Annotated in this window: 18 protein-coding genes; 6 read left to right on the top strand and 12 right to left on the bottom strand. The window is 73.1% G+C overall.

The window, feature by feature from the left end:
* Positions 1-48: 48 nt before the first annotated feature.
* From KLI87_RS41610 to KLI87_RS23135, 7 genes are all read right to left on the bottom strand, one after another.
* Positions 49-1668 carry an ATP-binding protein gene (locus tag KLI87_RS41610; RefSeq protein WP_214618680.1) on the bottom strand — a complete coding sequence of 540 codons (1620 nt, stop codon included), beginning with the start codon at positions 1666-1668 and terminating at the stop codon, positions 49-51.
* Between the two features lie 153 nt (positions 1669-1821).
* Complete coding sequence (locus KLI87_RS23160) at positions 1822-2604, bottom strand: MetQ/NlpA family ABC transporter substrate-binding protein (protein WP_308166131.1); 783 nt, start codon at positions 2602-2604, stop codon at positions 1822-1824.
* A gap of 91 nt (positions 2605-2695) precedes the next feature.
* On the bottom strand, positions 2696-3352 hold the full coding sequence (locus tag KLI87_RS23155) for a methionine ABC transporter permease (RefSeq protein WP_156214927.1): 657 nt from the start codon (positions 3350-3352) through the stop codon (positions 2696-2698).
* Positions 3349-4458 (bottom strand): methionine ABC transporter ATP-binding protein, encoded by a 1110-nt coding sequence (locus tag KLI87_RS23150; protein ID WP_214618678.1) that lies wholly within the window; start codon positions 4456-4458, stop codon positions 3349-3351. The genes KLI87_RS23155 and KLI87_RS23150 overlap by 4 nt, the downstream gene beginning before the upstream one ends.
* Before the next feature lie 413 nt (positions 4459-4871).
* Positions 4872-5690 carry a DUF4097 domain-containing protein gene (locus tag KLI87_RS23145; protein WP_214618677.1) on the bottom strand — a complete coding sequence of 273 codons (819 nt, stop codon included), beginning with the start codon at positions 5688-5690 and terminating at the stop codon, positions 4872-4874.
* A complete protein-coding gene (locus tag KLI87_RS23140; RefSeq protein WP_214618676.1) occupies positions 5687-6334 on the bottom strand; it encodes a response regulator transcription factor in 648 nt (215 codons plus the stop codon). Before KLI87_RS23140 ends, KLI87_RS23145 begins: the two co-directional genes overlap by 4 nt.
* Positions 6322-7593: a sensor histidine kinase gene (locus tag KLI87_RS23135; RefSeq protein ID WP_214618675.1), complete on the bottom strand. Its 1272-nt coding sequence runs from the start codon at positions 7591-7593 to the stop codon at positions 6322-6324. The genes KLI87_RS23140 and KLI87_RS23135 overlap by 13 nt, the downstream gene beginning before the upstream one ends.
* 331 nt (positions 7594-7924) lie before the next feature.
* Between KLI87_RS23135 and KLI87_RS23130 the strand changes: the two genes are divergently transcribed.
* The 3 genes from KLI87_RS23130 (at position 7925) to KLI87_RS23120 (ending at position 9825) form a co-directional block, all read left to right on the top strand.
* On the top strand, positions 7925-8341 hold the full coding sequence (locus tag KLI87_RS23130; protein ID WP_214618674.1) for a hypothetical protein: 417 nt from the start codon (positions 7925-7927) through the stop codon (positions 8339-8341).
* A 94-nt stretch (positions 8342-8435) separates the two neighbouring features.
* Positions 8436-9029, top strand: a complete 594-nt coding sequence (locus tag KLI87_RS23125) for a hypothetical protein (protein ID WP_156214924.1) — start codon at positions 8436-8438, stop codon at positions 9027-9029.
* 106 nt (positions 9030-9135) lie between these two features.
* Positions 9136-9825 (top strand): class I SAM-dependent methyltransferase, encoded by a 690-nt coding sequence (locus tag KLI87_RS23120; RefSeq protein WP_173390650.1) that lies wholly within the window; start codon positions 9136-9138, stop codon positions 9823-9825.
* Positions 9826-9832: 7 nt separating this feature from the next.
* On the opposite strand, the gene KLI87_RS23115 is transcribed toward KLI87_RS23120, so the two are convergent.
* On the bottom strand, positions 9833-11011 hold the full coding sequence (locus tag KLI87_RS23115; RefSeq protein ID WP_214618673.1) for a lactate 2-monooxygenase: 1179 nt from the start codon (positions 11009-11011) through the stop codon (positions 9833-9835).
* Positions 11012-11205: 194 nt separating this feature from the next.
* Between KLI87_RS23115 and KLI87_RS23110 the strand changes: the two genes are divergently transcribed.
* The gene (locus KLI87_RS23110; RefSeq protein WP_156214922.1) at positions 11206-13698 is read left to right on the top strand and encodes a DNA topoisomerase (ATP-hydrolyzing) subunit A; all 2493 of its coding nucleotides are present in this window, start codon (positions 11206-11208) and stop codon (positions 13696-13698) included.
* Positions 13699-13832: 134 nt separating this feature from the next.
* Here the strand turns inward: KLI87_RS23110 and KLI87_RS23105 are convergent, their stop codons facing one another.
* From KLI87_RS23105 to KLI87_RS23090, 4 genes are all read right to left on the bottom strand, one after another.
* The gene (locus KLI87_RS23105; RefSeq protein ID WP_214618672.1) at positions 13833-14183 is read right to left on the bottom strand and encodes a DUF1801 domain-containing protein; all 351 of its coding nucleotides are present in this window, start codon (positions 14181-14183) and stop codon (positions 13833-13835) included.
* Positions 14184-14311: 128 nt separating this feature from the next.
* Complete coding sequence (locus tag KLI87_RS23100; protein WP_214618671.1) at positions 14312-14977, bottom strand: response regulator transcription factor; 666 nt, start codon at positions 14975-14977, stop codon at positions 14312-14314.
* Positions 14978-15009: 32 nt separating this feature from the next.
* Entirely contained in the window at positions 15010-16170 is a 1161-nt protein-coding gene (locus tag KLI87_RS23095; RefSeq protein WP_214618670.1) for a sensor histidine kinase, read from the bottom strand.
* A 138-nt stretch (positions 16171-16308) separates the two neighbouring features.
* Positions 16309-18399 (bottom strand): type IIA DNA topoisomerase subunit B, encoded by a 2091-nt coding sequence (locus KLI87_RS23090; RefSeq protein ID WP_156214920.1) that lies wholly within the window; start codon positions 18397-18399, stop codon positions 16309-16311.
* A gap of 169 nt (positions 18400-18568) precedes the next feature.
* Between KLI87_RS23090 and KLI87_RS23085 the strand changes: the two genes are divergently transcribed.
* Entirely contained in the window at positions 18569-19471 is a 903-nt protein-coding gene (locus tag KLI87_RS23085; RefSeq protein WP_214618669.1) for an ABC transporter ATP-binding protein, read from the top strand.
* A complete protein-coding gene (locus KLI87_RS23080) occupies positions 19468-20541 on the top strand; it encodes an ABC transporter permease (protein WP_214618668.1) in 1074 nt (357 codons plus the stop codon). The genes KLI87_RS23085 and KLI87_RS23080 overlap by 4 nt, the downstream gene beginning before the upstream one ends.
* The last annotated feature ends 92 nt before the right edge of the window (positions 20542-20633 follow it).

The raw sequence follows: 20633 nt of genomic DNA, 5'->3' as shown, positions 1-20633 counted from the left end.
TCGTTGGGTCCCTGTCCTATCAGCACCGGCGGACAGTACGCGCCCGCTTCAGCCTTCCTCGTCGTCTCCGTCGTCCTCCAGGAACACGCCGTCGAACTCGTCGGGCTCCCCGGAGCCGCGCGCGGCGCCCAGCAGGCCGCGGGTGAGCGACTGCGCCGGATCGAACATCTCGTCCACCGCCGCGCCGAAGTGGGCGTCGGTGAGGCGCTCGGGCGCGCCCGGCGCGGGGCCCTCGCGGAGCGCGGCGCCCTCGCGGAGCGCGGCGCCCTCGCGGAGCGCGGCGCCCTCGCGGAGCGCGGCGCCCTCGCGGAGCGCGGCGCCTTCGCGGAGCGCGGCGCCTTCGCGGAGCGCGGCGCCTTCGCGGAGCGCGATCAGCACGGCGCGGCGGACCAGCTCCTTGATGAAGGAGGCCGTCACGCCCTCGGTGCGGGCGGCGACCTCCGCGAGGTCGGCGTCGAGACGCAGTTCGCGCCCGTACAGGCGCAGGAGGCCGACACGCCCTTCCAGGTCCGGACGGGGGATCTCCACGGCGAGGTCGATGCGTCCCGGGCGTTCCGCGAGGGCCCGCTCCAGCATCTCCACCCGGTTGGTGGTGAGGACGAACACGACGTCGGCGTCGCCGGAGATGCCGTCCATCGCGTCCAGGAGCGAGAACAGCAGGGGGTTGGTGCCGTCGTCGACGAGGTCGCGGTCCTCCGCGACGAGGTCGACGTCCTCCACGATGACGACGGCCGGTTGCAGACTGCGGGCCAGCGCCACGGCCTGGCCCAGGAACCGCATGGCGGGACCGGTGAGCTGGATGACCGTGGCCCCGAGAAGACGCCCCATCAGGTAGCGGACCGTGTGGGTCTTGCCCGTCCCGGGCGGCCCGTACAGGAGCAGTCCGCGCTTGAGGTGCTGCCCGGCGGCGAGAAGCCGCTCGGCGTGCTCGGCGATCCCGACCACGTGCGCCTCGACCGCCTCCAGCCGCCCGTCCGGCAGGACGACCTCGGACGCCGCCAGGTGCGGCCGGGGCAGGAACGACACCAGCGCGTTCTCGTGGTACTCGCTCGCGCCGAAGCCGAGCACCTGGCCGCGCATCACGTCGTGCTCGCGGCGGAGCCGGTCCACCTCGTCGCGGACGGCGGCGGCCGTGGCCCGGTCCCGGGCGAAGACGTTGAGGACGCACATCGCCTCGTAGGACTCGCGGGTGAGGACGCCGAGCACGACCGGCGACCCGTCCGGCGCGGTCGTCGGCACCAGCCCGAGCTCCACGACCTCGATGGACTCCTCGGGGCCGACGGCGGCGGTGCCGTACTCGGGACGGCCGAGCGTGTAGGTCCCGAGCATGACCGCCGCGCCGATCATCGCGCTGAGGTTCTCGTAGTGGCGCTCCGTCCCGGCGATCCCGAACCACTCGGCGCCGGGCGTGTGGGCCGCGAGGTAGGCGTCGAGCCCGCGCTGCAGGCAGGCGTGCTCCCAGGACCGGTACTCCTGGCCGACCATCACGAGGTCGTGGAACGCGACGCCGACGTGCCCGCAGATGCGGCTCACCAGCGGCGAGGCTGCGTTGTCCTCGGTGATCCGCTCGCCCGCCGTGCGGACGAGCCGCTGGAGGCCGGCGGCCAGGGAGCGCGCCGTCTCCAGGTCGATCTCCCCGTCGCCGGGATCGGTCAGGGCATCGGTCACAGGTGTCCCCCAGTTTTTCCGGCCGCCCCCTTGGGGGTCAGCTTAGGCAGCGCCCGCGTGCGCTTGCGACCGGTTAAAAAGGAACACGAAACCCCTGGGCGGACGGTTGCACCGCCCACCCAGGGGTCACTCGCGTAGCGACACGGCAAGGCGTCACGACGCGATGAGCACGGAGCCCTTGTACTTGTCCTGCACGAACTTCTTCACCTCGGGCCCGCGGAGCAGGTCGACCAGCTTCTTCACGCGCGGGTCGTCCTTGTTCTCGGGAAGGGTGACGACGCCGTTGGCGTAGGGGTTGCCCTCGGCCTTCTCGGCGGCGAGCGCGTCCCTGTTCGGCGCCAGGTTCGCCTCAAGGGCGTAGTTGCCGTTGATCACCGAGAGCTCCACGTCGTCCAGCGAGCGGGGCAGCTGCGCGGCCTTCAGCGGCTTGAACTTCAGCCCCTTGGGGTTGCTCGCGATGTCCTTCTCGGTCGCGCTCGTGGACGCGCCGGGCTTCAGCGTGAGCAGGCCGTTGTCGGCGAGCAGCTTCAGCGAGCGGCCCTCGTTGGCCGGGTCGTTCGGCACCGCGACCGTCGCGCCCTGCGGCACGGCCTGGAGGCTCTTGACCTTCTTGGAGTAGACGCCGAGCGGCTCCAGGTGGACCGGCGCCACGAACGCCAGCTTCGTGCCGGACTTCTTCTCGAACTCCTGCATGAACGGCACGTGCTGGAAGTAGTTGGCCGTGACCTGCTTCTCCTTCAGCACCGTGTTGGGCTGCTGGTAGTCGTCGAAGGTCACGATGTCGAGCTTCAGCCCGACCTTGGACGCCAGATTGTCCTTGACGTACTTCAGGATGTCGCCGTGGGGCACCGGGTTGACCGCGACCTTCAGCGGGGCGTCCGCGTCGTTGGACGCCTCGGACGAACCGCACGCGGTCAGCCCCGCGAGGAGGCTCACGGAGGCCAGTGCGATGGATAGCTTGCGAAGCACGAGGAGTGCCTTTCTGTGCGTTCTTTAAGGGTTTTTATTCGGCTGTGCGTTATATGTGTTATTTGTGCGTCAGGCGCCGGGCGACGAGGTCCCCCACGGCCTGGACGAGCAGGACGATCACGATCAGCAGCACCACGGTCGCGACCATGACCTTGGACTCGAAGCGCTCGTAGCCGTAGGTGATCGCCAGGTTGCCGAGGCCGCCGCCGCCGACCGTCCCGGCCATGGCGGTGTAGCCGATCAGCGCGATGACGGTGACGGTCAGGCCCGACACCAGGCCCGGCCGGGCCTCGCGCAGCAGGACCTTGCCGACGATCTCCCGGCGGGTGGCGCCCATCGCGCGCGCGGCGGCGACCACTCCGGGGTCCACCTCGCGGATCGCGATCTCGACGAGCCGCGCGTAGAACGGGATCGCGCCGACGGTCAGCGGCACGATCGCCGCCGCGTTGCCGATGCTCGTGCCGACGACGATCCGGGTGAAGGGGATGATCGCCACCATCAGGATCAGGAACGGCAGCGAGCGCCCGATGTTGACGACGACGCCGAGCACCGCGTTGGCGGGCGGCGCGGGCAGCAGCCCGCCGCGCTCGGTGATCACCAGCAGGACGCCGAACAGCAGCCCGAGCACCGCCGTGAACAGCGTCGCGACCCCGGTCATGTAGAGCGTCTCCCGCGTCGCGGGCCACAGCAGCGGGGTCACTTCGTCCCAGGTCATCGCGTCTCCTCCTCGCCGGCCGCCACGGCCCCGTCGGCCCCGGCGCCGCGCTCGGGCCCGCGGGCGCCGCCCTCCGCGGCGGATGTGTCGGCGTCCGCCGCGGACGCCTCGGTGTCGGTGATCGGGGTCTTGACCTCCACGGCGAGGCCCGCGTCGCGGAGGAAGGCCAGCTGCGCGGCGTTGGCGGACGGGTCGCCCGGCAGCTCCAACTGCAGCCGCCCGACCCGCCCGCCGCCGACGGTCTCCACGGCGCCGCCGAGGATGTTGACGTCCAGCGAGTACTTGCGGGCCAGCGCCGACACGAACGGCTGGTCGGTGACGCCGCCGACGAAGGTGACCTCGACGACCGTCGAGCCCGCGCGCGGCGTGACCGGCGGCAGCGGGAACAGCCCCCGGGCGAGCTCCGAGCCGGGGCGCGCGAGCAGCCCGGTGACCGGCCCCGACTCGGTGAACCGGCCGTCGCGCATGACGGCGGCGGAGTCGCAGATGCGCTTGACCACGTCCATCTCGTGGGTGATCAGCAGGACGGTGAGGCCGAGCCGCCGGTTGAGGTCCCGCAGCAGCTCCAGGATCGAGGCGGTGGTCTCCGGGTCGAGCGCGGAGGTCGCCTCGTCCGACAGCAGCACCTTCGGCCGTCCGGCGAGCGCGCGGGCGATGCCGACGCGCTGCTTCTGGCCGCCCGAGATCCGCGCGGGGTGGGCCCGCGCGTGCTCGGTGAGCCCGACCAGCTCCAGCAGCTCGGCGACGCGCCGCCGCCGCTCCGCCCGCGGGACGCCCATGACCTCCAGCGGGAACGCCACGTTCCCCGCGACCGTGCGGCTGCCGAGCAGGCCGAAGTGCTGGTGGATCATGCCGATGCCCTGCCGGGCGCGGCGCAGCTCGGCGCCCCGCAGCGCCAGCAGGTCGCGGCCGTCGATGAGGACGCGTCCCTCGTCCGGCCGCTCCAGCAGGTTGACGCAGCGCAGCAGCGTGCTCTTCCCGGCGCCGCTGCGCCCGAGCACGCCGAAGATCTCGCCCTCGGGGACGGTGAGGTCGACGCCGTCGACGGCGGTGACCTCGCGTCCTCGGGCGCGGTAGACCTTGCGAAGTTTTTCGATCTGAATCACAGAGAATCATCCGTGCGTGCGGGCGCCGCTGTGCAGGCGTCGGCGCGGTGGACCGGGACGGTGCGGAAGGAGGATGCGGGTACGTGCGGAAGGTCACGGCGTGCGGGGCACGCCGGACGCGCGAGCCGGGGGCGGCCCTGCCTCGCGGCGGCCTACGACAGGCCGGGCGGGTACGGCGCGTGGCTCAGCAGGTGGCGTTGGAAGATCATGCGCGACTCGGGTCTCGGGACGGCTCGCTTCGGGGCGCGAGGCTCAGGCGGGGGCCCTCAGCGGTCACACATTCGACGGCGGCGCGCACACCCCATGGCCCGCCGGGTCGGCGGTCCGAACTGAGGGCATGGGCATGTCACGGTCACGTCATCAGTTAACCCGCTCCAGACAACTGACGCAAATCGCACCCTCGGGAGAGGCCGTCACTCGTCCCTGTAGTCCAGGTAGGTGCGGCCGGAGCCGCCGCGCAGGGAGATGACCCGGGTCGACCTGTCGTCCACGACGGCCTGGCCGAGGTGGGACGGCATGGGCCCGACCAGCCGGTAGTGCGACCCGGGCGGCACGATGATCCGCGCGGAGCCCGAGCCGACCGCCGCGTCCACGATGTCCGGCGGCTCGGCGTAGCGCAGGTTCAGCTCGCCGGAGCCCACCTCCGCCTGGGTCTTGGACGCGGCGATCCCGGTCCCCCTGACCGTGCCGGAGTTCGCCCTCAGCCGCAGGCGGCCCCGGGCGTCGGCGACGGTGATCTCGCCCGAGCCGGTCCGCAGGTCGAGGTCGCCGGTCAGCCCCCGCACGTTGATCTGCCCCGACTCCGACACCGCCGACACGCGCACGCCGCGCGGCACCCGCACGTCGATGTCGCCGCCGCATTCGAGGCCCCCGTAGATCCTCACCGTGCTGTTGCAGCGGAACGTGATGTAGAGCACGCCGTCCACCAGCGACTCGTTCACGGTCGGCTTGGTCGGCGCCCACGTCAGCCTCTTGTGGACCCTGCCCTCGCCCTCGGGGCCCGCGCCGACCGTGACCCGCGCGTCGCCCATGTCGAGCCGGACGTCCTTGATCGCGAGGTGGTACGGGGTCGTCTCCGTCGTGGTCCGCCGGAAGGCGTGCGCCGCGACCCGGAACCCGATCGGCGCCACCATGAGGACCGCCGTCACGGCCGCGAGGAGGATCCACACGCCGCGCCGGCGGGGGCGGGCGGGCGTCCCCGGCACCGCGCCGGTCCCGGTGTCCGCGGTCATGTCTCCCCGTCCAGGAACCGCAGGACGGCCAGCACCCGGCGGTGGTCGCCCTCGGCGTGCGGGAGGTCGAGCTTGGCGAAGATGTTGTTGATGTGCTTGGCGACCGCGCTCTCGCTCACCACCAGCGCCCCGGCGATGCCCGCGTTGGAGCGCCCCTCCGCCATGAGCGCCAGCACCTCCCTCTCGCGCGGCGTGAGCCGGTCGAGAGGGTCGCGGTGGCGGCGCAGGAGGAGCTGGGAGACGACCTCGGGGTCCAGGGCGGTGCCCCCGGCGGCGACCCGGCGCAGCGCGTCCAGGAAGACCGAGACGTCGGCGACGCGGTCCTTGAGCAGGTAGCCGATGCCGCTGGTGCCGGCCGCCAGCAGGTCGGCGGCGTAGCGCTCCTCGACGTACTGCGACAGCAGCAGCACCGCGACCTCGGGCGCCTCCCGCCGCATCACCAGCGCGGCGCGGACGCCCTCGTCGGTGAAGCCGGGCGGCATCCGCACGTCCACGATCGCCGCGTCCGGGCGGTGCTCGCGGACCGCCGCGAGCAGCCCCTCCGCCTCGCCCACCGCCGCCGCGACCTCGAACCCCGAGGTCTCCAGCAGCTTGATCAGCCCGGCCCGCAGCAGGACCGAGTCCTCGGCGATCACAATGCGCACGGCAACTCCACGGTGACGGTCGTCGGACCCCCGGCGGGGCTGGTGATGCGGAAAGTACCGTCCACCGAGCGGACGCGGCGCGCGAGCCCGGTCAGGCCCGTCCCCCGGGCCGGGTCGGCGCCGCCCACGCCGTCGTCGCCGACCGTCAGCAGCAGCACCCCGCCCCGGCGCAGCACCTCGACGTCCACGGACGCGGCGCGGGCGTGCTTGACCACGTTCGTGAGCGCCTCGGAGACGACGAAGTAGGCGACGGCCTCGACGGTGGACGAGGCGCGCGGCTCCACCTCGACCCGCAGCCGGACGGGCAGCGGCACCCGCGCGGCGATGCCCGACAGCGCCGCGTCCAGGCCCCGGTCCTCCAGGACGGCCGGGTGCAGGCCGCGGATGAGCGTGCGCAGCTCGGTGAGCGCCTCCTTGGCCTGCTCGTGCGCCTCGACGATCACCTCCATCGCGTGGTCGGGGACGTCGTCGAGCGTCTCGCGGGCCAGCCCCAGGTGGAGGGCGAGCGAGACGAGCCGCTGCTGCGCCCCGTCGTGCAGGTCGCGCTCGATGCGGCGGCGCTCGATGTCGGCGGCGTCCACGACGTCGGCGCGCTTCCCGGCGAGGTCCTCGACGCGGCGCGCCAGCTCGCTGGCCCGGTCGGGGCCGAGCAGCGCGGCGGCGGCGCGGGCGTCCAGCCGCCGGACGCCCGCCGCCACCCACGGCGTGACGACCAGCAGCACGGCACCGCACGCCATGAGCCCCGCCGTCTGGACGACCTGCGCCTTGTCGGACAGCGCCGGCGAGGTGGTCTCCGGCAGGGCCCACGCGTAGGCGCCATAGCTCCCGAGGACCGCCCCCGCGCCCCACGCCGAGACCACGGCGAGCCCCCCGCACGCCACCAGCGGCCCCACGAGCAGGTGGTACTGGAGGACGCGCCACAGCTCGGGCGAGCGGAGGTCGCGCAGCGCGTCCCAGGGGCGGCCGCCGTCGAAGTCGGGCATCGGCGGGATCTCGACGCCGAGCACCGCCCAGCACCGCTCCCGCTGCCACGAGGTCAGCGGCCGCGACGCCAGCAGCACCAGCGCGACCGTCGCGACCGAGAGCACCAGGACCGGCGTGAGGTCGATCGGCGTCCACACCGTCCAGAGCACGCCGACGATCATCCATCCGGCGCACTGCAACGGCACCCCGGAGGCGACGAACACGGTGTCGCGCCACGCCGTCCTCGACCACGGAGCATGCGCGAGCGCGTGCCGGGCCACGGAGATGGATGCCATGGGGCAACCGTATTGGCCGTGCTCAGCGCGCGGCCATGCAGCTTGTTTCAGCTCCGATGGTGAACCCAGTGCCACCCCCGAACGGATAGCGGCGCTACTGAAGGTGACCGGCCGCTCGGCCAGGGTTGAGGAGGCGCCGGGGAAACGGGCGCCGCCAGCCGTCACCGCAGGGAGCACAGCCACCATGGTCGCCGACACGACGCCGTTGAGGCCCCGCCGTCCGTTGGTCTACGGTCCGCCCGCTCGGTCACGTCCCGTGCCCGGACGCGCGCGGCCCCGGGAACGAGGGGGGCGGCGGCTCGGGTGGGCCCTGATCGGCGGCGGGGCCGCGATGGTGCCGTGGATGTGGACGCTGGCCAGGACCCTTCCCTCGACCACGCAGGTGTCGCACTGGTCCACGGCGTGGGTCGGGCTGGACCTGATGCTGGCGGCCGGGCTGCTCGGCACCGGCGTCCTGCTCACCCGGCGCGACCCCCGGCACGGGCCGGTCGCCGCCGCGACCGGCGCGCTGCTCGTGGCGGACGCGTGGTTCGACGTGGTGACCGCGGCGGCCGGCGCGGACCGGGCGCTGGCGGTCGCGCTCGCCGCCGGAATCGAGATTCCGGTCGCGGTGCTGTGCGGGGTGCTGGCGGCCCGAGCGCTTCCGCAGGTCCCGTCGCGTGGCGCCGCTTCCGGACATGACCGGCACGACGACCCGCAGGTGAAGGCCGGATGGCAAAGCATCAACGGGAGTACGCCAGACGGGTGAAACCAGACGAGCCGGACCTCTAGAGTGAGTCACACAGCGGGGCCCTCTTGCGGGAGGGCCCCTCGCCCTGCCTGCACGATCAGAGGTCCCGGACATGAACGACCACGAGGTGCACGAGGAGTGCCTGCGGCTCCTGCGGGACGGCCTGCCCGATCCCGCGCCCGACGTCCTCGACGAGGACCGGGAGTTCCTGCCGCTCGGCCTCGACAAGGACGGCGACGTCGCCGCCGTCACCTTCCTGCACCAGCGGGGGGACGGCGCGTCCGGCACAGGCGCGTTCATCGAGGGCTGGACCTTCCACCGCAGGGACGGCGAGTGGATGGAGCTCGGCGGCGCCGGCGGGTCGGCGCCCGACCAGCCCCTCACCCGCCGCTCGTCCGGGGAGCTGGGCCGCTACCTGCACAAGTACGGGTCGGCGCGCACCGTCCGCAACGCGGGCCGGCTGCTGCCCTGGGGCGCGAAGTGGGTGAACGAGGCGCGGCTGCGCGCCTCGGCGGAGGTCGCGGCGGTCCGCGTCGGCAAGCGGATGCTGGACGTCCCCGTCCACGGGCACCTCGTGGTGGTGTGGTCGGCGCGCCGCGGCCCGGTCATCGAGGCGCTCGCCGCCGACGGCGCGGTGCTCGACGAGCTGGACCTCGACCGCCCGTCCGTCCCGGGGCGCCCCGCGGCCGACCACGCCGATCTCTGACGGTCCCCGACTGGAGCGTTCTACATTCGGTGCGCGTCCGTGCCGCCCCCGTAGCGGCGGGCGCCGGGCGACGCTTTCGCCGCGCCTGGCTGGGCAGACTCCAGACATGGCCGTGACGCGCGACTACGACGCCGACCCGGAACGCTTCCGCCTCGCGACGCGGGTGACGCGCCGGTACCTGATCGGGGCGCGGAGCCTGCACGAGCACATCGCGGTGAAGCTGCTGAACTCGGCGGTGTCCCGGGTCCTCGACATCGGCTGCGGGGAGGGCGCGCTGAGCGGCGCGCTGCCCGACCGTCCGCCGTTCCGGCTGGTGGGGGTGGACGCCTCGGCGACCATGCTGCGCGCCCACCCCCCGCCCCGCGTCCACGCCGACGCCGTGCGCCTGCCGTTCCGCGACGGCGTGTTCGACGCGGCCGTCGCGGTGAACATGCTCTGGCACCTGGACGACCCCGGCCTCGTGCTGCGGGAGGCGCGGCGCGTACTCGCCCCGGGAGGGCTGCTGATCGTCACGGCGATCTGCCGGAACGACAGCCCCGAACTCGCGCCGGTCTGGCGCCCGGCGCCGACCCCGTTCGACGCCGAGGACGCGCCCGCGCGGGTCTGCGAGGTGTTCGGCGAGGTCGAGGTGGAGCGCTGGGACGCGCCGCTGATCACCCTGCCCGACCGGGACGCCGTCCGCGACTACCTGATCGCCCGGCGGATGCCCCGCGCGGAGGCCGCCGAGGCGGCGCGGCGCGTGCGCACGCCGCTCCCGGTGACCAAGCGCGGCGCTCTCGTCCTGGCCCGCCGCTAGCGCGGCGTCACGCCGGGACCGGCGCGCTCGTCAGGATCTCGGGGGTGAGCTGCCCGGGACGGGTCAGCCCCGACAGGGCCAGCGTGAGTTCCAGTTCCGCCTGGAGGCAGCGCAGGACGTGCCGGACGCCCGCCTGCCCGCCCAGCGCCAGCCCATAGGCGTAGGGGCGCCCGACCAGCACGGCGCGGGCGCCGAGCGCGAGCGCCTTGACGACGTCGGCGCCCGTCCGGACGCCGCTGTCGAACAGCACGGACGCCCGACCGCCGACCGCCGCCACGACGGCGGGCAGCGCGTCCAGCGCGGCGACGGCGCCGTCCACCTGCCGTCCGCCGTGGTTGGAGACGATGACGCCGTCCATGCCCGCCTCCACGGCCCGCCGGGCGTCGTCCGGGTGCTGGATGCCCTTGAGCGCGATCGGGCCGTCCCAGTGCTCCCGCAGGAAGGCCAGATCGTCCCAGGTCAGGCTCGGGTTCCCGAAGTTCGCGACCCAGTGCAGCAGCGCGGCCTGCCGGTTGGCGCCGGTCACCGGCCCGCCGACCGCCCGCTGGAACACCGGGTCGGCGAAGTAGTTCGCGACGCCGACGCCGCGCAGGAACGGCAGGTAGGCGCGGTCGAGGTCGCGGGGGCGCCAGGCCAGCGTGAACGTGTCGAGGGTGACGACGAGGGCGGTGTAGCCCGCGGCCCTCGCGCGGTCCAGGAAGCTCACGGCGAGGTCGCGGTCCTTCGGCCAGTAGAGCTGGTACCAGCGCGGCGCGCCGTCGCCGGCCGCCTCCGCCACGTCCTCCATCGAGTGGGACGCGGCCGTGCTCAGCACCGCCGTCAGCCCCTCGGCCGCCGCCGCCCGCGCCGTCGCCAGCTCCCCGTCCGGATGGAGGATCGACTGGACGCCGATCGGCGCGAGCAGCACCGGCGCGGGCATCGCGGTGCCCAGCACGTCCACCGACAGGTCGCGTTCGGCGACGTCCCGCAGCATCCGGGGGACGATCCGCCACCGGTCGAACGCCGCGCGGTTGGCGCGCGCGGTCGCCTCGCTGCCCGCCGCGCCCGCCACGTACCCGAACGCCTGCGCCGACAGCACGCCCTCGGCGAGGCCCTCCAACCGCGTCAGGTCGGTGGGCAGGCCCGGACGGACGTCCCCGAGCCCCTCCAGGTAGATCGAGTTCTGGAAGTCGGCGAGCGGGCTCAAGCGGCACCTCCGGCGTGATGTGGGCGGCGCGCCGCGCCGGGACACGGGCCGGACGGGGGCCGCCCGATGCGTTCCGTCCGCCCTCAATCTGCCAGGTTTGCGGCGGGTGACGGAACGGCCTCGATCCGCCCGATCGGGCGGCGCGCCCGGCGGTCGGGCGAAAGATGTCCCCGGGACCGGCCACAATGTGGGGCATGGCACGACGCGGATCCCAAGCCCCTCCCCCGCCGCCGGACTTCGAAGAGAACATCATCGACGTCGATGTCTCCGAGGAGATGCGCGGCAGCTATCTGGAGTACGCCTACTCCGTCATCTACCAGCGGGCGCTGCCCGACGCGCGCGACGGGCTGAAGCCCGTCCAGCGGCGGATCCTGTACTCGATGAACGAGATGGGCCTGCGCCCCGACCGGGGGCACGTCAAGTGCGCCCGCGTCGTCGGCGAGGTGATGGGCAAGCTGCATCCGCACGGTGACAGCGCCATCTACGACGCGATGGTGCGGATGGCGCAGCCCTGGGCGATGCGGATGCCGCTCGTCGACGGGCACGGCAACTTCGGCTCGCTCGGCGGCGACGACATGCCCGCCGCCATGCGCTACACCGAGGCGCGGCTGTCGCGCGAGGCGATGCTCATGGTCGCCTCCATCGACGAGGACACCGTCGACTTCCGGCCGAACTACGACGGCCAGGAGACCGAGCCCGAGGTGCTGCCGTCGGCGTTCCCGAACCTGCTGGTGAACGGCGCGTCCGGCATCGCGGTCGGGATGGCCACCAACATGGCGCCGCACAACCTCGGCGAGGTCATCGCCGCCGCGCGGCACCTGATCGACCACCCCGACGCCTCGCTGGACGAGCTGATGCGCTTCGTCCCCGGCCCCGACCTGCCCACCGGAGGCAAGATCGTCGGCCTGGACGGCATCCGCGACGCCTACGAGCGCGGGCGGGGCACCTTCCGCACCCGCGCCACCACGACGGTCGAGAACGTCACGCCCCGCCGCAAGGGCATCGTCGTCAGCGAACTCCCCTACGCGGTCGGCCCCGAACGCGTCAAGGCCAAGATCAAGGAACTGGTCAACGCCAAGAAGATCCAGGGCATCGCCGACCTGAAGGACCTCACCGACCGCAACGTCGGCCTCCGGCTCGTCATCGAGATCAAGAACGGCTTCAACCCCGAGGCCGTGCTGAACGACCTCTACCGGCTCACGCCGATGGAGGAGACGTTCGGCATCAACAACGTCGCGCTCGTCGACCGGCAGCCCCGCACGCTCGGGCTCCGCGAGATGCTCCAGGTGTACATCGACCACCGCCTGGAGGTCGTGCGGCGCCGGTCCCAGCACCGCCGCAAGAAGCGCGAGGACCGCCTCCACCTCATCGACGGCCTCCTCGTCGCGCTGCTGAACATCGACGAGGTCATCCAGGTCATCCGGCAGAGCGACGACGCCGCCCAGGCCAAGCAGCGGCTCATGCAGATCTTCGAGCTGTCGGAGATCCAGGCGCAGTACATCCTCGACACCCCGCTGCGCCGCCTCACCCGCTACGACCGGCTGGAGCTGGAGAAGGAGAAGGACCAGCTCGCCAAGGAGATCGCGAAGCTGACCGCGATCCTGGAGTCGGAGAAGAAGCTGCGGGCCCTGGTGTCCAAGGAGCTGGGCGAGGTCGCGGCCGAGTTCGCCACGCCCCGCCGCACCGTGCTGCTGGAGTCCTCCGGGCACACGGCGGCGGCCGCCGTGCCGCTGGAGGTCGCCGACGACCCGTGCACGGTCCTGCTGTCGACCACCGGGCTGATGGCGCGCACGCACGGCGGCGGCCCGCTGCCCGACAGCGGCCCGCGCGCCCCCCACGACGTGCTGCTGTCGGTGGTGCCCGCGTCCGCGCGCGCCCAGGTCGGCGCGGTGACCTCGCTCGGACGCGTGATCCGGGTGGACGTCCTCGACCTGCCGACGCTGCCGCCGTCCGCGACGCCCCCGTCCCTGGCGGGCGGGGCGCCGGTCACCGAGTACGTCGACCTCGAACCGGACGAGGCCGTCGTCGGCATCGCCGCGCTCGACGACTCCGGCGGCGGGCTCGCGCTCGGCACCGAGCAGGGCGTGGTCAAACGGGTCGTCCCCGACTTCCCCGCCAACCGCGACGAGTTCGAGGTGATCGGGCTCAAGGAGGGCGACCGCGTCGTCGGCGCCGTCCAGCTCGTGTCGGAGGAGCAGCACCTGGTGTTCGTCAGCACCGACGCTCAGCTGCTGCGGTTCGCCGCGTCCAACGTCCGACCGCAGGGCCGCGCCGCGGGAGGCATGGCGGGCATCAAGCTCGGGGCGGGCGCCCGGGTGCTGTGGTTCGGGGCGCTCGATCCCGCGCGGGAGGCGCGGGTCATCACGGTCTCCGGGGCGTCCACGGCGCTGCCCGGCACCCAGACCGGCGCGATCAAGCTCGCCGACTTCGCCGACTTCCCCAGCAAGGGCCGCGCGACCGGCGGCGTCCGCTCGCACCGCTTCCTCAAGGGCGAGGACGTCCTCCTCCAGGCGTGGGTGGCGCACACCCCGCTGCGCGCGTCGGGCGCGAACGGCAAGCCGATGACGCTGAACGCCGCCCTCGGACGCCGGGACGGCTCGGGCGAGAGGCTCGACAGGCCGATCGCCGCGATCGGCGGCCCGCTGGGCCCGCCGCCGCCCGAGGACGACGCGTCCGACACGCAATGACGCGGGTGTCCCGGGCCCGCCCCGGGCCCGGGACACCCCGTGCAGCACGACCGCGCCGGCGGCGGCGCCGAGGCCCCCGCTTGCGGGCCCACGCCCCTCACGGGCGGCCGAATGCGTCGGGACGGTCGGCGGGGTCAGGTGGTGTCGAGGCGGACGGCCTGTTCGATGTAGTCGCGCAGGGCGTGCTCGTCGAGGTCGTCGAGGCTCTTGATCTTGACGTGCCGGGTCCGCCTGCCGACGCCCTCCAGCAGCCCGTGCTCGTCCTCGAACTCGGCGCCGCGCTCGAAGGCGAGGGTGAGGTGGGTCTTGCTCTGGCTGACGACGGCGAAGACCTCCGCGCCCCGCCACGCCGGGGAGCCGTAGGCGAGGCCCTCGACGGCGGCGGGCGCGTGCGCGGCCATCAGCGTGCGCAGGGCGCCGAGGATCCCGGTGTACCTGGGGTCGAGCTGGCCGGCGATGTAGGCGTCGATCTCGTTTCCGGGCATGACGCTGGCCCCTTCCGTTCGATGCGTCCCGCCGGCCTGGCGGCCGATCCCGCCACGCTAGGACCGGCGGAAGGCGCCACGTCAGGGCCCTAGGACCCCAACCCGCGGCCGGCGGACCCCAGGCGCGGTCAGGGGGCGAGGTCGTGCCGGAAGGCGTAGGTGACGGCCTGGGCGCGGTCGCGCAGGCCCGCCTTGGCGAACAGGTTGTTGATGTGGGTCTTGACCGTCGCCTCGCTGATGAACAGGTCCCCGGCGATCTCCGCGTTGGAGCGGCCGCGGGCGATCAGCGCGAGGACCTCGGCCTCGCGGCGGGTCAGCCCGTCGGGCAGGCCGCCGGTCCGGCCCCCGCGCCGGGCGGGGCGCTCGTCCGCGGCGACCGCCTCGACCAGGCGCCGCTGGATCGCGGGGTCGAGCTGCGCCGCGCCGCCGCGCACCGCCGCCACGGCGCGCGCGATCTCCTCGGCCCCCGCGTCCTTGGTGAGGTAGCCGCGGGCCCCCGCCCGCAGCGCCGCGAAGATCGACTCGTCGTCGGCGTAGGTGGTCAGGACGACGACCTCGACCTCCGGGTGGGCCTGTTTGATCAGCCGCGTCGCCTCCACCCCGTCCACGCGCGGCATCCGCAGGTCCATCAGGACGACGTCGGGCCGCAGCTCGCCGACCATGGCGAGCGCCGCCGCACCGTCCCCGGCGGACCCGGCCACCTCGATGCCGGGCAGCAGTTCCAGCAGCAGGACCAGGCCCTCCCTGACCACCGTCTGGTCGTCGACGACCAGGATCCTCGTCACGTCGCTCACAGCGTCCCGTTCCCGTTCGTCCTCCGGGCGGATCAGGCGGGCACCCGGAGTGACACCCGGAAGCCCTTCCCGTCCGGCCCGGTCTCCAGCGTCCCATCGATGAGTTCGGCGCGCTCGCGCATCCCCGCCAGGCCGTATCCGCCGCCGTCCGCCCCGAGGTCCGGGCCCGCTCCGAGCCCCGGCTCGGTGGCGCCGGTGTCGGTGACCTCCAGCTCCACCGACCCGCTGAGGTAGCGCAGCGCGACGTGGGCGCGCGCGCCCGGCGCGTGCTTGCGGACGTTGGTGAGCGCCTCCTGCGCGGTCCGGACGACCGCGAGCCCCGCCTGGGGCGGCAGCTCGCGCGGCGTCCCCGTCACCCGCACGTCGCAGGGACGGCCGGTGCCCGCGTAGAACTCCTCCGCGAGCCCGGCGATCACCTCCTTCGGCTCGGGGATCTCGCCGCGCAGCGTGGCGAGCGCCCGCCGGGTCTCCTCCAGACCGGATCTGGCCAGGTTCCCCGCGCGCTCCACCCGCTCCAGGGCCTGGACGCGGTCGCCGTCGCGCGACAGCAGCAGCCGCGCCCCCTCCAGGTGGACGATCTGCGCCGACAGCGAGTGCGCGAGGATGTCGTGGATCTCCCGCGCGATGTGCGACCGCTCGGCCAGCGCCGCGTTCGCGGCCTCCGCCCGCCGGGTCGCCTCCTGCGCGATCGACGCCTGCCGGCTGGCGAGGCCGCCCAGCGTCATCCCGGCGAACGCGGCCACCAGCCCGAGGTCGGCCTCGCCGTGCGTCGCGCTGACGACCGCGACCGCGAGGGTCGTGAGCGCGCCCACGCCGACGCCCCAGAGCAGCGGGATCCGCCGCAGCAGCACCCACAGCGGGATCATGGCGATGAACGTGACCGTGTCCCGCGCGACCGCGTAGAGCGGGACGACCGTCGCGACCGACGCCAGCAGCAGGGCGATCCCGTGCCCGCGCCACGGCGAGCCCTTCTCGCGCCCCACCAGCATCCCGGCGCCGCCCAGCGCGAACATGACCACGTTGAGGACGACGACCGCGAGCCCCCTGCCGTGCAGGGCGGGCTCGGGGGCGTGGCCGAGCAGGGAGCGCACATACGCCGCCAGCCCCCAGAGCGGCAGCACGCCGAGGACGACCACCCTCGTGATCCGCTCGCCGGAGACGGCTCCGCCGAGGCTCACCGCGCCGGCCCTCATGGCGCCGAGCCGACCGGGACGCCGGGGGAAGGGGTGCACTGCGGGTTCATGGCCCCGACGCTACGTGACCGCCCGCCCCCTGAGAATCGGCGCACGGCTGGACATCCTCGTCTCCACCCGACGGTGGAGCCCCGGCGGTCAGACGTCGATGCGTTCGGTGTCGAGCTCGGTGGCGCCCGCGGTGATGAACTCGCGGCGGGGGGCCACGTCGCTGCCCATCAGCAGGTCGAAGATCTTGGCGGCGGCGTCGGCGTCCTCGATGCGGATGCGGCGCAGGATGCGCTGCCGCGGGTCCATCGTGGTCTCCGCGAGCTGGTCGGCGTCCATCTCACCGAGGCCCTTGTAGCGCTGGACGGGCTCCTTCCAGCGCTGGCCCTTGCGCTCGAACTCCACCAGCTTGCGGGTCAGCTCGCCGTCGCTGTAGCAGTAGACGTACTTGTCCTGCCCCTTCTTCGGCTTGACCAGCTCGATGCGGTGCAGCGGCGGGACGGCGGTGAAGACCCGGCCCGCCTCCAGCATCGGACGCATGTAGCGGTAGAGCAGGGTGAGCAGCAGCGTGCGGATGTGCGAGCCGTCGACGTCGGCGTCGGCCATCAGGATGATCCGGCCGTAGCGGGCGGAGTCGAGGTCGAAGGTGCGGCCCGAGCCGGCCCCGATCACCTGGATGATCGCGGCGCACTCGGCGTTCTTGAGCATGTCGGCGACCGACGCCTTCTGCACGTTCAAGATCTTGCCGCGGATCGGCAGCAGCGCCTGGAACTCGGAGTCGCGGGCGAGCTTGGCGGTGCCGAGCGCCGAGTCGCCCTCGACGATGAACAGCTCGCTGCGGTCGTCGGCGGTGCGGCAGTCGACGAGCTTGGCGGGCAGCGCCGAGTTCTCCAGGGCGTTCTTGCGGCGCTGGTTGTCGCGCTGGGTGCGGGCGGCGATGCGGGTCTTGGCGGCGCCGGCCACCTTCTCCAGCACGGCGCGCAGCGGCTGCTTCTGGCCGCGCGAGGGGTTCTCGAACACCGCGCGCAGCTCGCGCATGACGACCTGGGAGACGATGCGGGTGGCCGCGGACGTGCCGAGGATCTCCTTGGTCTGGCCCTCGAACTGCGGCTCGGGCAGCCGGACCGTCACGACGGCGGTGAGCCCCTCCAGGACGTCCTCCTTGATGACGTCCTCGTCGCCGTTCTTCAGCAGCCGCCCCGCCCGGAGCTGCTCGTTGATCACCTTGAGCACGGCGCGGTCGAAGCCGCGCACATGGGTGCCGCCCTTCGGGGTGGCGATCACGTTCACGAACGAGCGGGTGATCGTGTCGTAGCCGGTGCCCCAGCGCAGCGCGATGTCGACCTCAAGGTCACGTTCCACATCGGTGGGGGTGAGGTGGCCCTGGTCGTCCAGCACGGGGACGGTCTCGGTGAAGTGGCCGCGCCCCTGGAGGCGCAGGACGTCCACGATGGGGGCGTCCTTGGCCAGGTAGCTGCAGTACTCGCCGATGCCGCCGTCGAAGCGGAACCTGGCCTCGACGGCCTCCTCGCCGCGCTCGTCGCGGACGTCGATGGTCAGGCCCGGAATCAGGAACGCGGTCTGGCGCATGCGGTCCATGACGAGGGACTGCTCGACCGTCGCCTCCTTCAGGAAGATCTGGAGGTCGGGCCAGAAGCGGGTGCGGGTGCCGGTGACCTTGCGGGCGACCTTGCGGACCTGCCGCAGCCCCGACTTCTTCTTGAAACGCGCGTTCGGGCGGCCCTCGTCGGCGAACTCGCCGGGCAGGCCGCGCCGGAAGCTGATGGCGTGGGTGTGCCCCTCGCGGTCGACCTCGACGTCCAGCCGGGCGGACAGGGCGTTGACCACGGACGCGCCGACGCCGTGCAGGCCCCCCGAGGCGGTGTAGGAGACGCCGCCGAACTTGCCGCCCGCGTGCAGCCTGGTCATGACCAGCTCCACGCCCGGCAGGCCCGTCTTCGGCTCAAGGTCGACGGGGATGCCGCGGCCGTTGTCGCCGACCTCGAAGGAGCCGTCGGCGTGCATCGTCACGCTGATGTGGGTGCAGTATCCCGCGAGGGCCTCGTCGACGCAGTTGTCGACGATCTCCCAGAGGCAGTGTGCGAGACCTCGGCTGTCGGTCGACCCGATGTACATGCCGGGTCGCTTCCGCACGGCCTCCAGCCCCTCCAGCACCGAAAGGTGCCGGGCGGAGTAGCCGTGCGGGTCGTCGGTGCTGGCTTCGGCGGTCGCGGCGGTCAACTGCTTGTGCTCCTCGGGGGTAGGACATTCGGCAGCAGAGTACCCCCGGCCGCCGACAATCTTTCGCCAGGCTCGCCGCCGCGGCCCGTGCCGCGCGCGGGGTGGAGGTGCCGAACGTCCACCTATGGGTGGGTGCGTACGGCTTCACTCGTTCCCTAATCTCCTCCGCATGACGCAAACAATCGAGGTCGCCGGCCTCCGCAAGCGATACGGAGACGTCCAGGCGGTGGACGGGGTCACCTTCGCGGTCGAGGAGGGCGAGTTCTTCGGCATCCTCGGGCCGAACGGGGCCGGGAAGACCACGACCCTGGAGATCGTCGAGGGGCTCCGGGAGGCGGACGAGGGCGAGGTGTCGGTCCTCGGCCGGTCGCCGTGGCCGCGCGACCCGGGGCTCTTGTCCCGCGTCGGCGTCCAGTTGCAGGCGTCCTCGTTCTTCGAGCGGCTGACCGCGCGGGAGCAGCTCCAGACGTTCGGCTCCCTCTACGGCGTCCCGGCGGCGAAGGCCGACACGATGCTGGAGGCGGTCGGCCTCGCCGACAAGGCCGACGTGCGCGTCGAGAAGCTGTCGGGCGGGCAGGCGCAGCGGCTGTCGATCGCGTGCGCGCTCGTCCACGACCCCGAGCTCGTGTTCCTGGACGAGCCGACCGCCGCGCTGGACCCGCAGGCCCGCCGCAACCTCTGGGACATCCTCCGGGAGATCAACACCGAGGGCCGGACGATCGTGCTGACCACCCACCACATGGACGAGGCGGAGGTCCTGTGCGACCGCGTCGCGATCATGGACGCCGGGCGGGTGCTGCGGCTCGGCCCCCCGGCGGTGCTGGTGCGGGGCCTGGACGCGCCCGCCCGGATCAGCGTGGCCAGCGGCGTCCTCGGGCTGGAGGACGCGCGGCTGCTGCCCGGCGCCGACGGCGCCGACGACGACGGCGTCTCCCTGACGATCTCCACGCGGGACCCGTCGGCGGTGGTCGCGGCGATGGCGGGCAGGGATGCCCTGGACGGCGTCCAGATCCGCGGCGCGACGCTGGAGGACGTCTTCCTCGACCTGACCGGGCGGGAGTTCAGGCCGTGAGCACGTTCGCGAGTTTCAAGAGCCTGGCGCGGGCGATGTTCCTCGGCTTCAGCCGGGACCGCGGCGCGCTGTTCTTCACGATCCTGTTCCCGCTGATGTTCCTGGCGATCTTCGGCGGGGTGTTCGGGCACCAGACGACGTCCAAGGTCAAGGTGCTGGAGGTCGGCCGGGCGGCGGTGCTGGACCAGGCCGTCGCGCACGACTCCGGCGGGCTCGGCAAGGTCATGAAGGTGACCAGGGCGTCCGACCGGGCGGCGGCCCTGCGCAAGGTGGAGAAGGGCGACGCGGACGCGGTCGTGGAGCAGCGGGGCGGGGAGCTGGTCGTCCACTACTCGGCGGCGGACCAGGTCAAGGCAGGGACGGTGCGGGGTCTGATGGACTCCCTCGTCCAGTCGGCGAACCAGGCGGCGTCCGGTAAGCCGCCCGCATACAAACTGGCAACCCAGCAGGTTGAGGACGACTCCCTCAAGGCCATCCAGTTCTTCACCCCGAGCCTGCTCGGCTGGGCGCTGGCCTCCGCCGGCGTGTTCGGCGCCTCGCAGACGCTCGTGACCTGGCGGACGAAGGGCATCCTGCGCCGGCTCCAGCTCTCCCCCGCGCCGATCCCGACCGTGTTCGCGGCCCGGGTGGCGGTCAGCCTCGCCGTGGCGCTCGCCCAGTTCGCGCTGTTCGTCCTGGTGGCGCAGCTGCCGATGTTCGGGCTGAGGCTGGGCCACGCGTGGTGGATGGCGGTCCCGATGGTGATGGCGGGCGTCCTGGCGTTCCTGTCGATCGGGATGGTGATCGGCGCGTGGGCCAAGACGCAGGAGACGGCCCAGGCGGTCACGCAGCTGATCGTCCTGCCGATGGCGTTCCTGGGCGGATCGTTCTTCCCGCTCGACGCGGCCCCCTCCTGGATGAAGGCGCTTTCCTACATCTTCCCCCTGCGTTATCTCAACGAGGGCATGCTGAACGTCATGGGGCGCGGCCTCGGGCCCGTGTCCGCATTGCCGCAAATCGGCGTCCTGCTGGGCGTGGCGGTGGTCGGAGCCCTGATCGCGACGCGGTTGTTCCGCTGGGACGCGGCCTGATGTGACCTCGGTCACTTATTGGTCCATTCTGCTCTGGGCGTACGAAGAAACAGGTTGGGAACGTCCACGTCGGGTTAGATGTTCTCCTAAGT

It is taken from the genome of Actinomadura sp. NEAU-AAG7 (genome assembly GCF_018603865.1).
GTDB classification, from domain to species: Bacteria; Actinomycetota; Actinomycetes; order Streptosporangiales; family Streptosporangiaceae; genus Spirillospora; species Spirillospora litoris.
This window is presented reverse-complemented; position numbering and strand designations above follow the sequence as displayed.

Excerpts from the sequence above, each read along its gene's own strand:
- KLI87_RS23155 (WP_156214927.1), bottom strand. The coding sequence starts at position 3,352 with ATGACCTGGGACGAAGTGACCCCGCTGCTGTGGCCCGCGACGCGGGAG.
- KLI87_RS23145 (WP_214618677.1), bottom strand. The coding sequence starts at position 5,690 with ATGACCGCGGACACCGGGACCGGCGCGGTGCCGGGGACGCCCGCCCGC.
- KLI87_RS23135 (WP_214618675.1), bottom strand. The coding sequence starts at position 7,593 with ATGGCATCCATCTCCGTGGCCCGGCACGCGCTCGCGCATGCTCCGTGG.
- KLI87_RS23130 (WP_214618674.1), top strand. The coding sequence starts at position 7,925 with ATGGTGCCGTGGATGTGGACGCTGGCCAGGACCCTTCCCTCGACCACG.
- KLI87_RS23125 (WP_156214924.1), top strand. The coding sequence starts at position 8,436 with ATGAACGACCACGAGGTGCACGAGGAGTGCCTGCGGCTCCTGCGGGAC.
- KLI87_RS23120 (WP_173390650.1), top strand. The coding sequence starts at position 9,136 with ATGGCCGTGACGCGCGACTACGACGCCGACCCGGAACGCTTCCGCCTC.
- KLI87_RS23110 (WP_156214922.1), top strand. The coding sequence starts at position 11,206 with ATGGCACGACGCGGATCCCAAGCCCCTCCCCCGCCGCCGGACTTCGAA.
- KLI87_RS23105 (WP_214618672.1), bottom strand. The coding sequence starts at position 14,183 with ATGCCCGGAAACGAGATCGACGCCTACATCGCCGGCCAGCTCGACCCC.
- KLI87_RS23095 (WP_214618670.1), bottom strand. The coding sequence starts at position 16,170 with ATGAGGGCCGGCGCGGTGAGCCTCGGCGGAGCCGTCTCCGGCGAGCGG.
- KLI87_RS23085 (WP_214618669.1), top strand. The coding sequence starts at position 18,569 with ATGACGCAAACAATCGAGGTCGCCGGCCTCCGCAAGCGATACGGAGAC.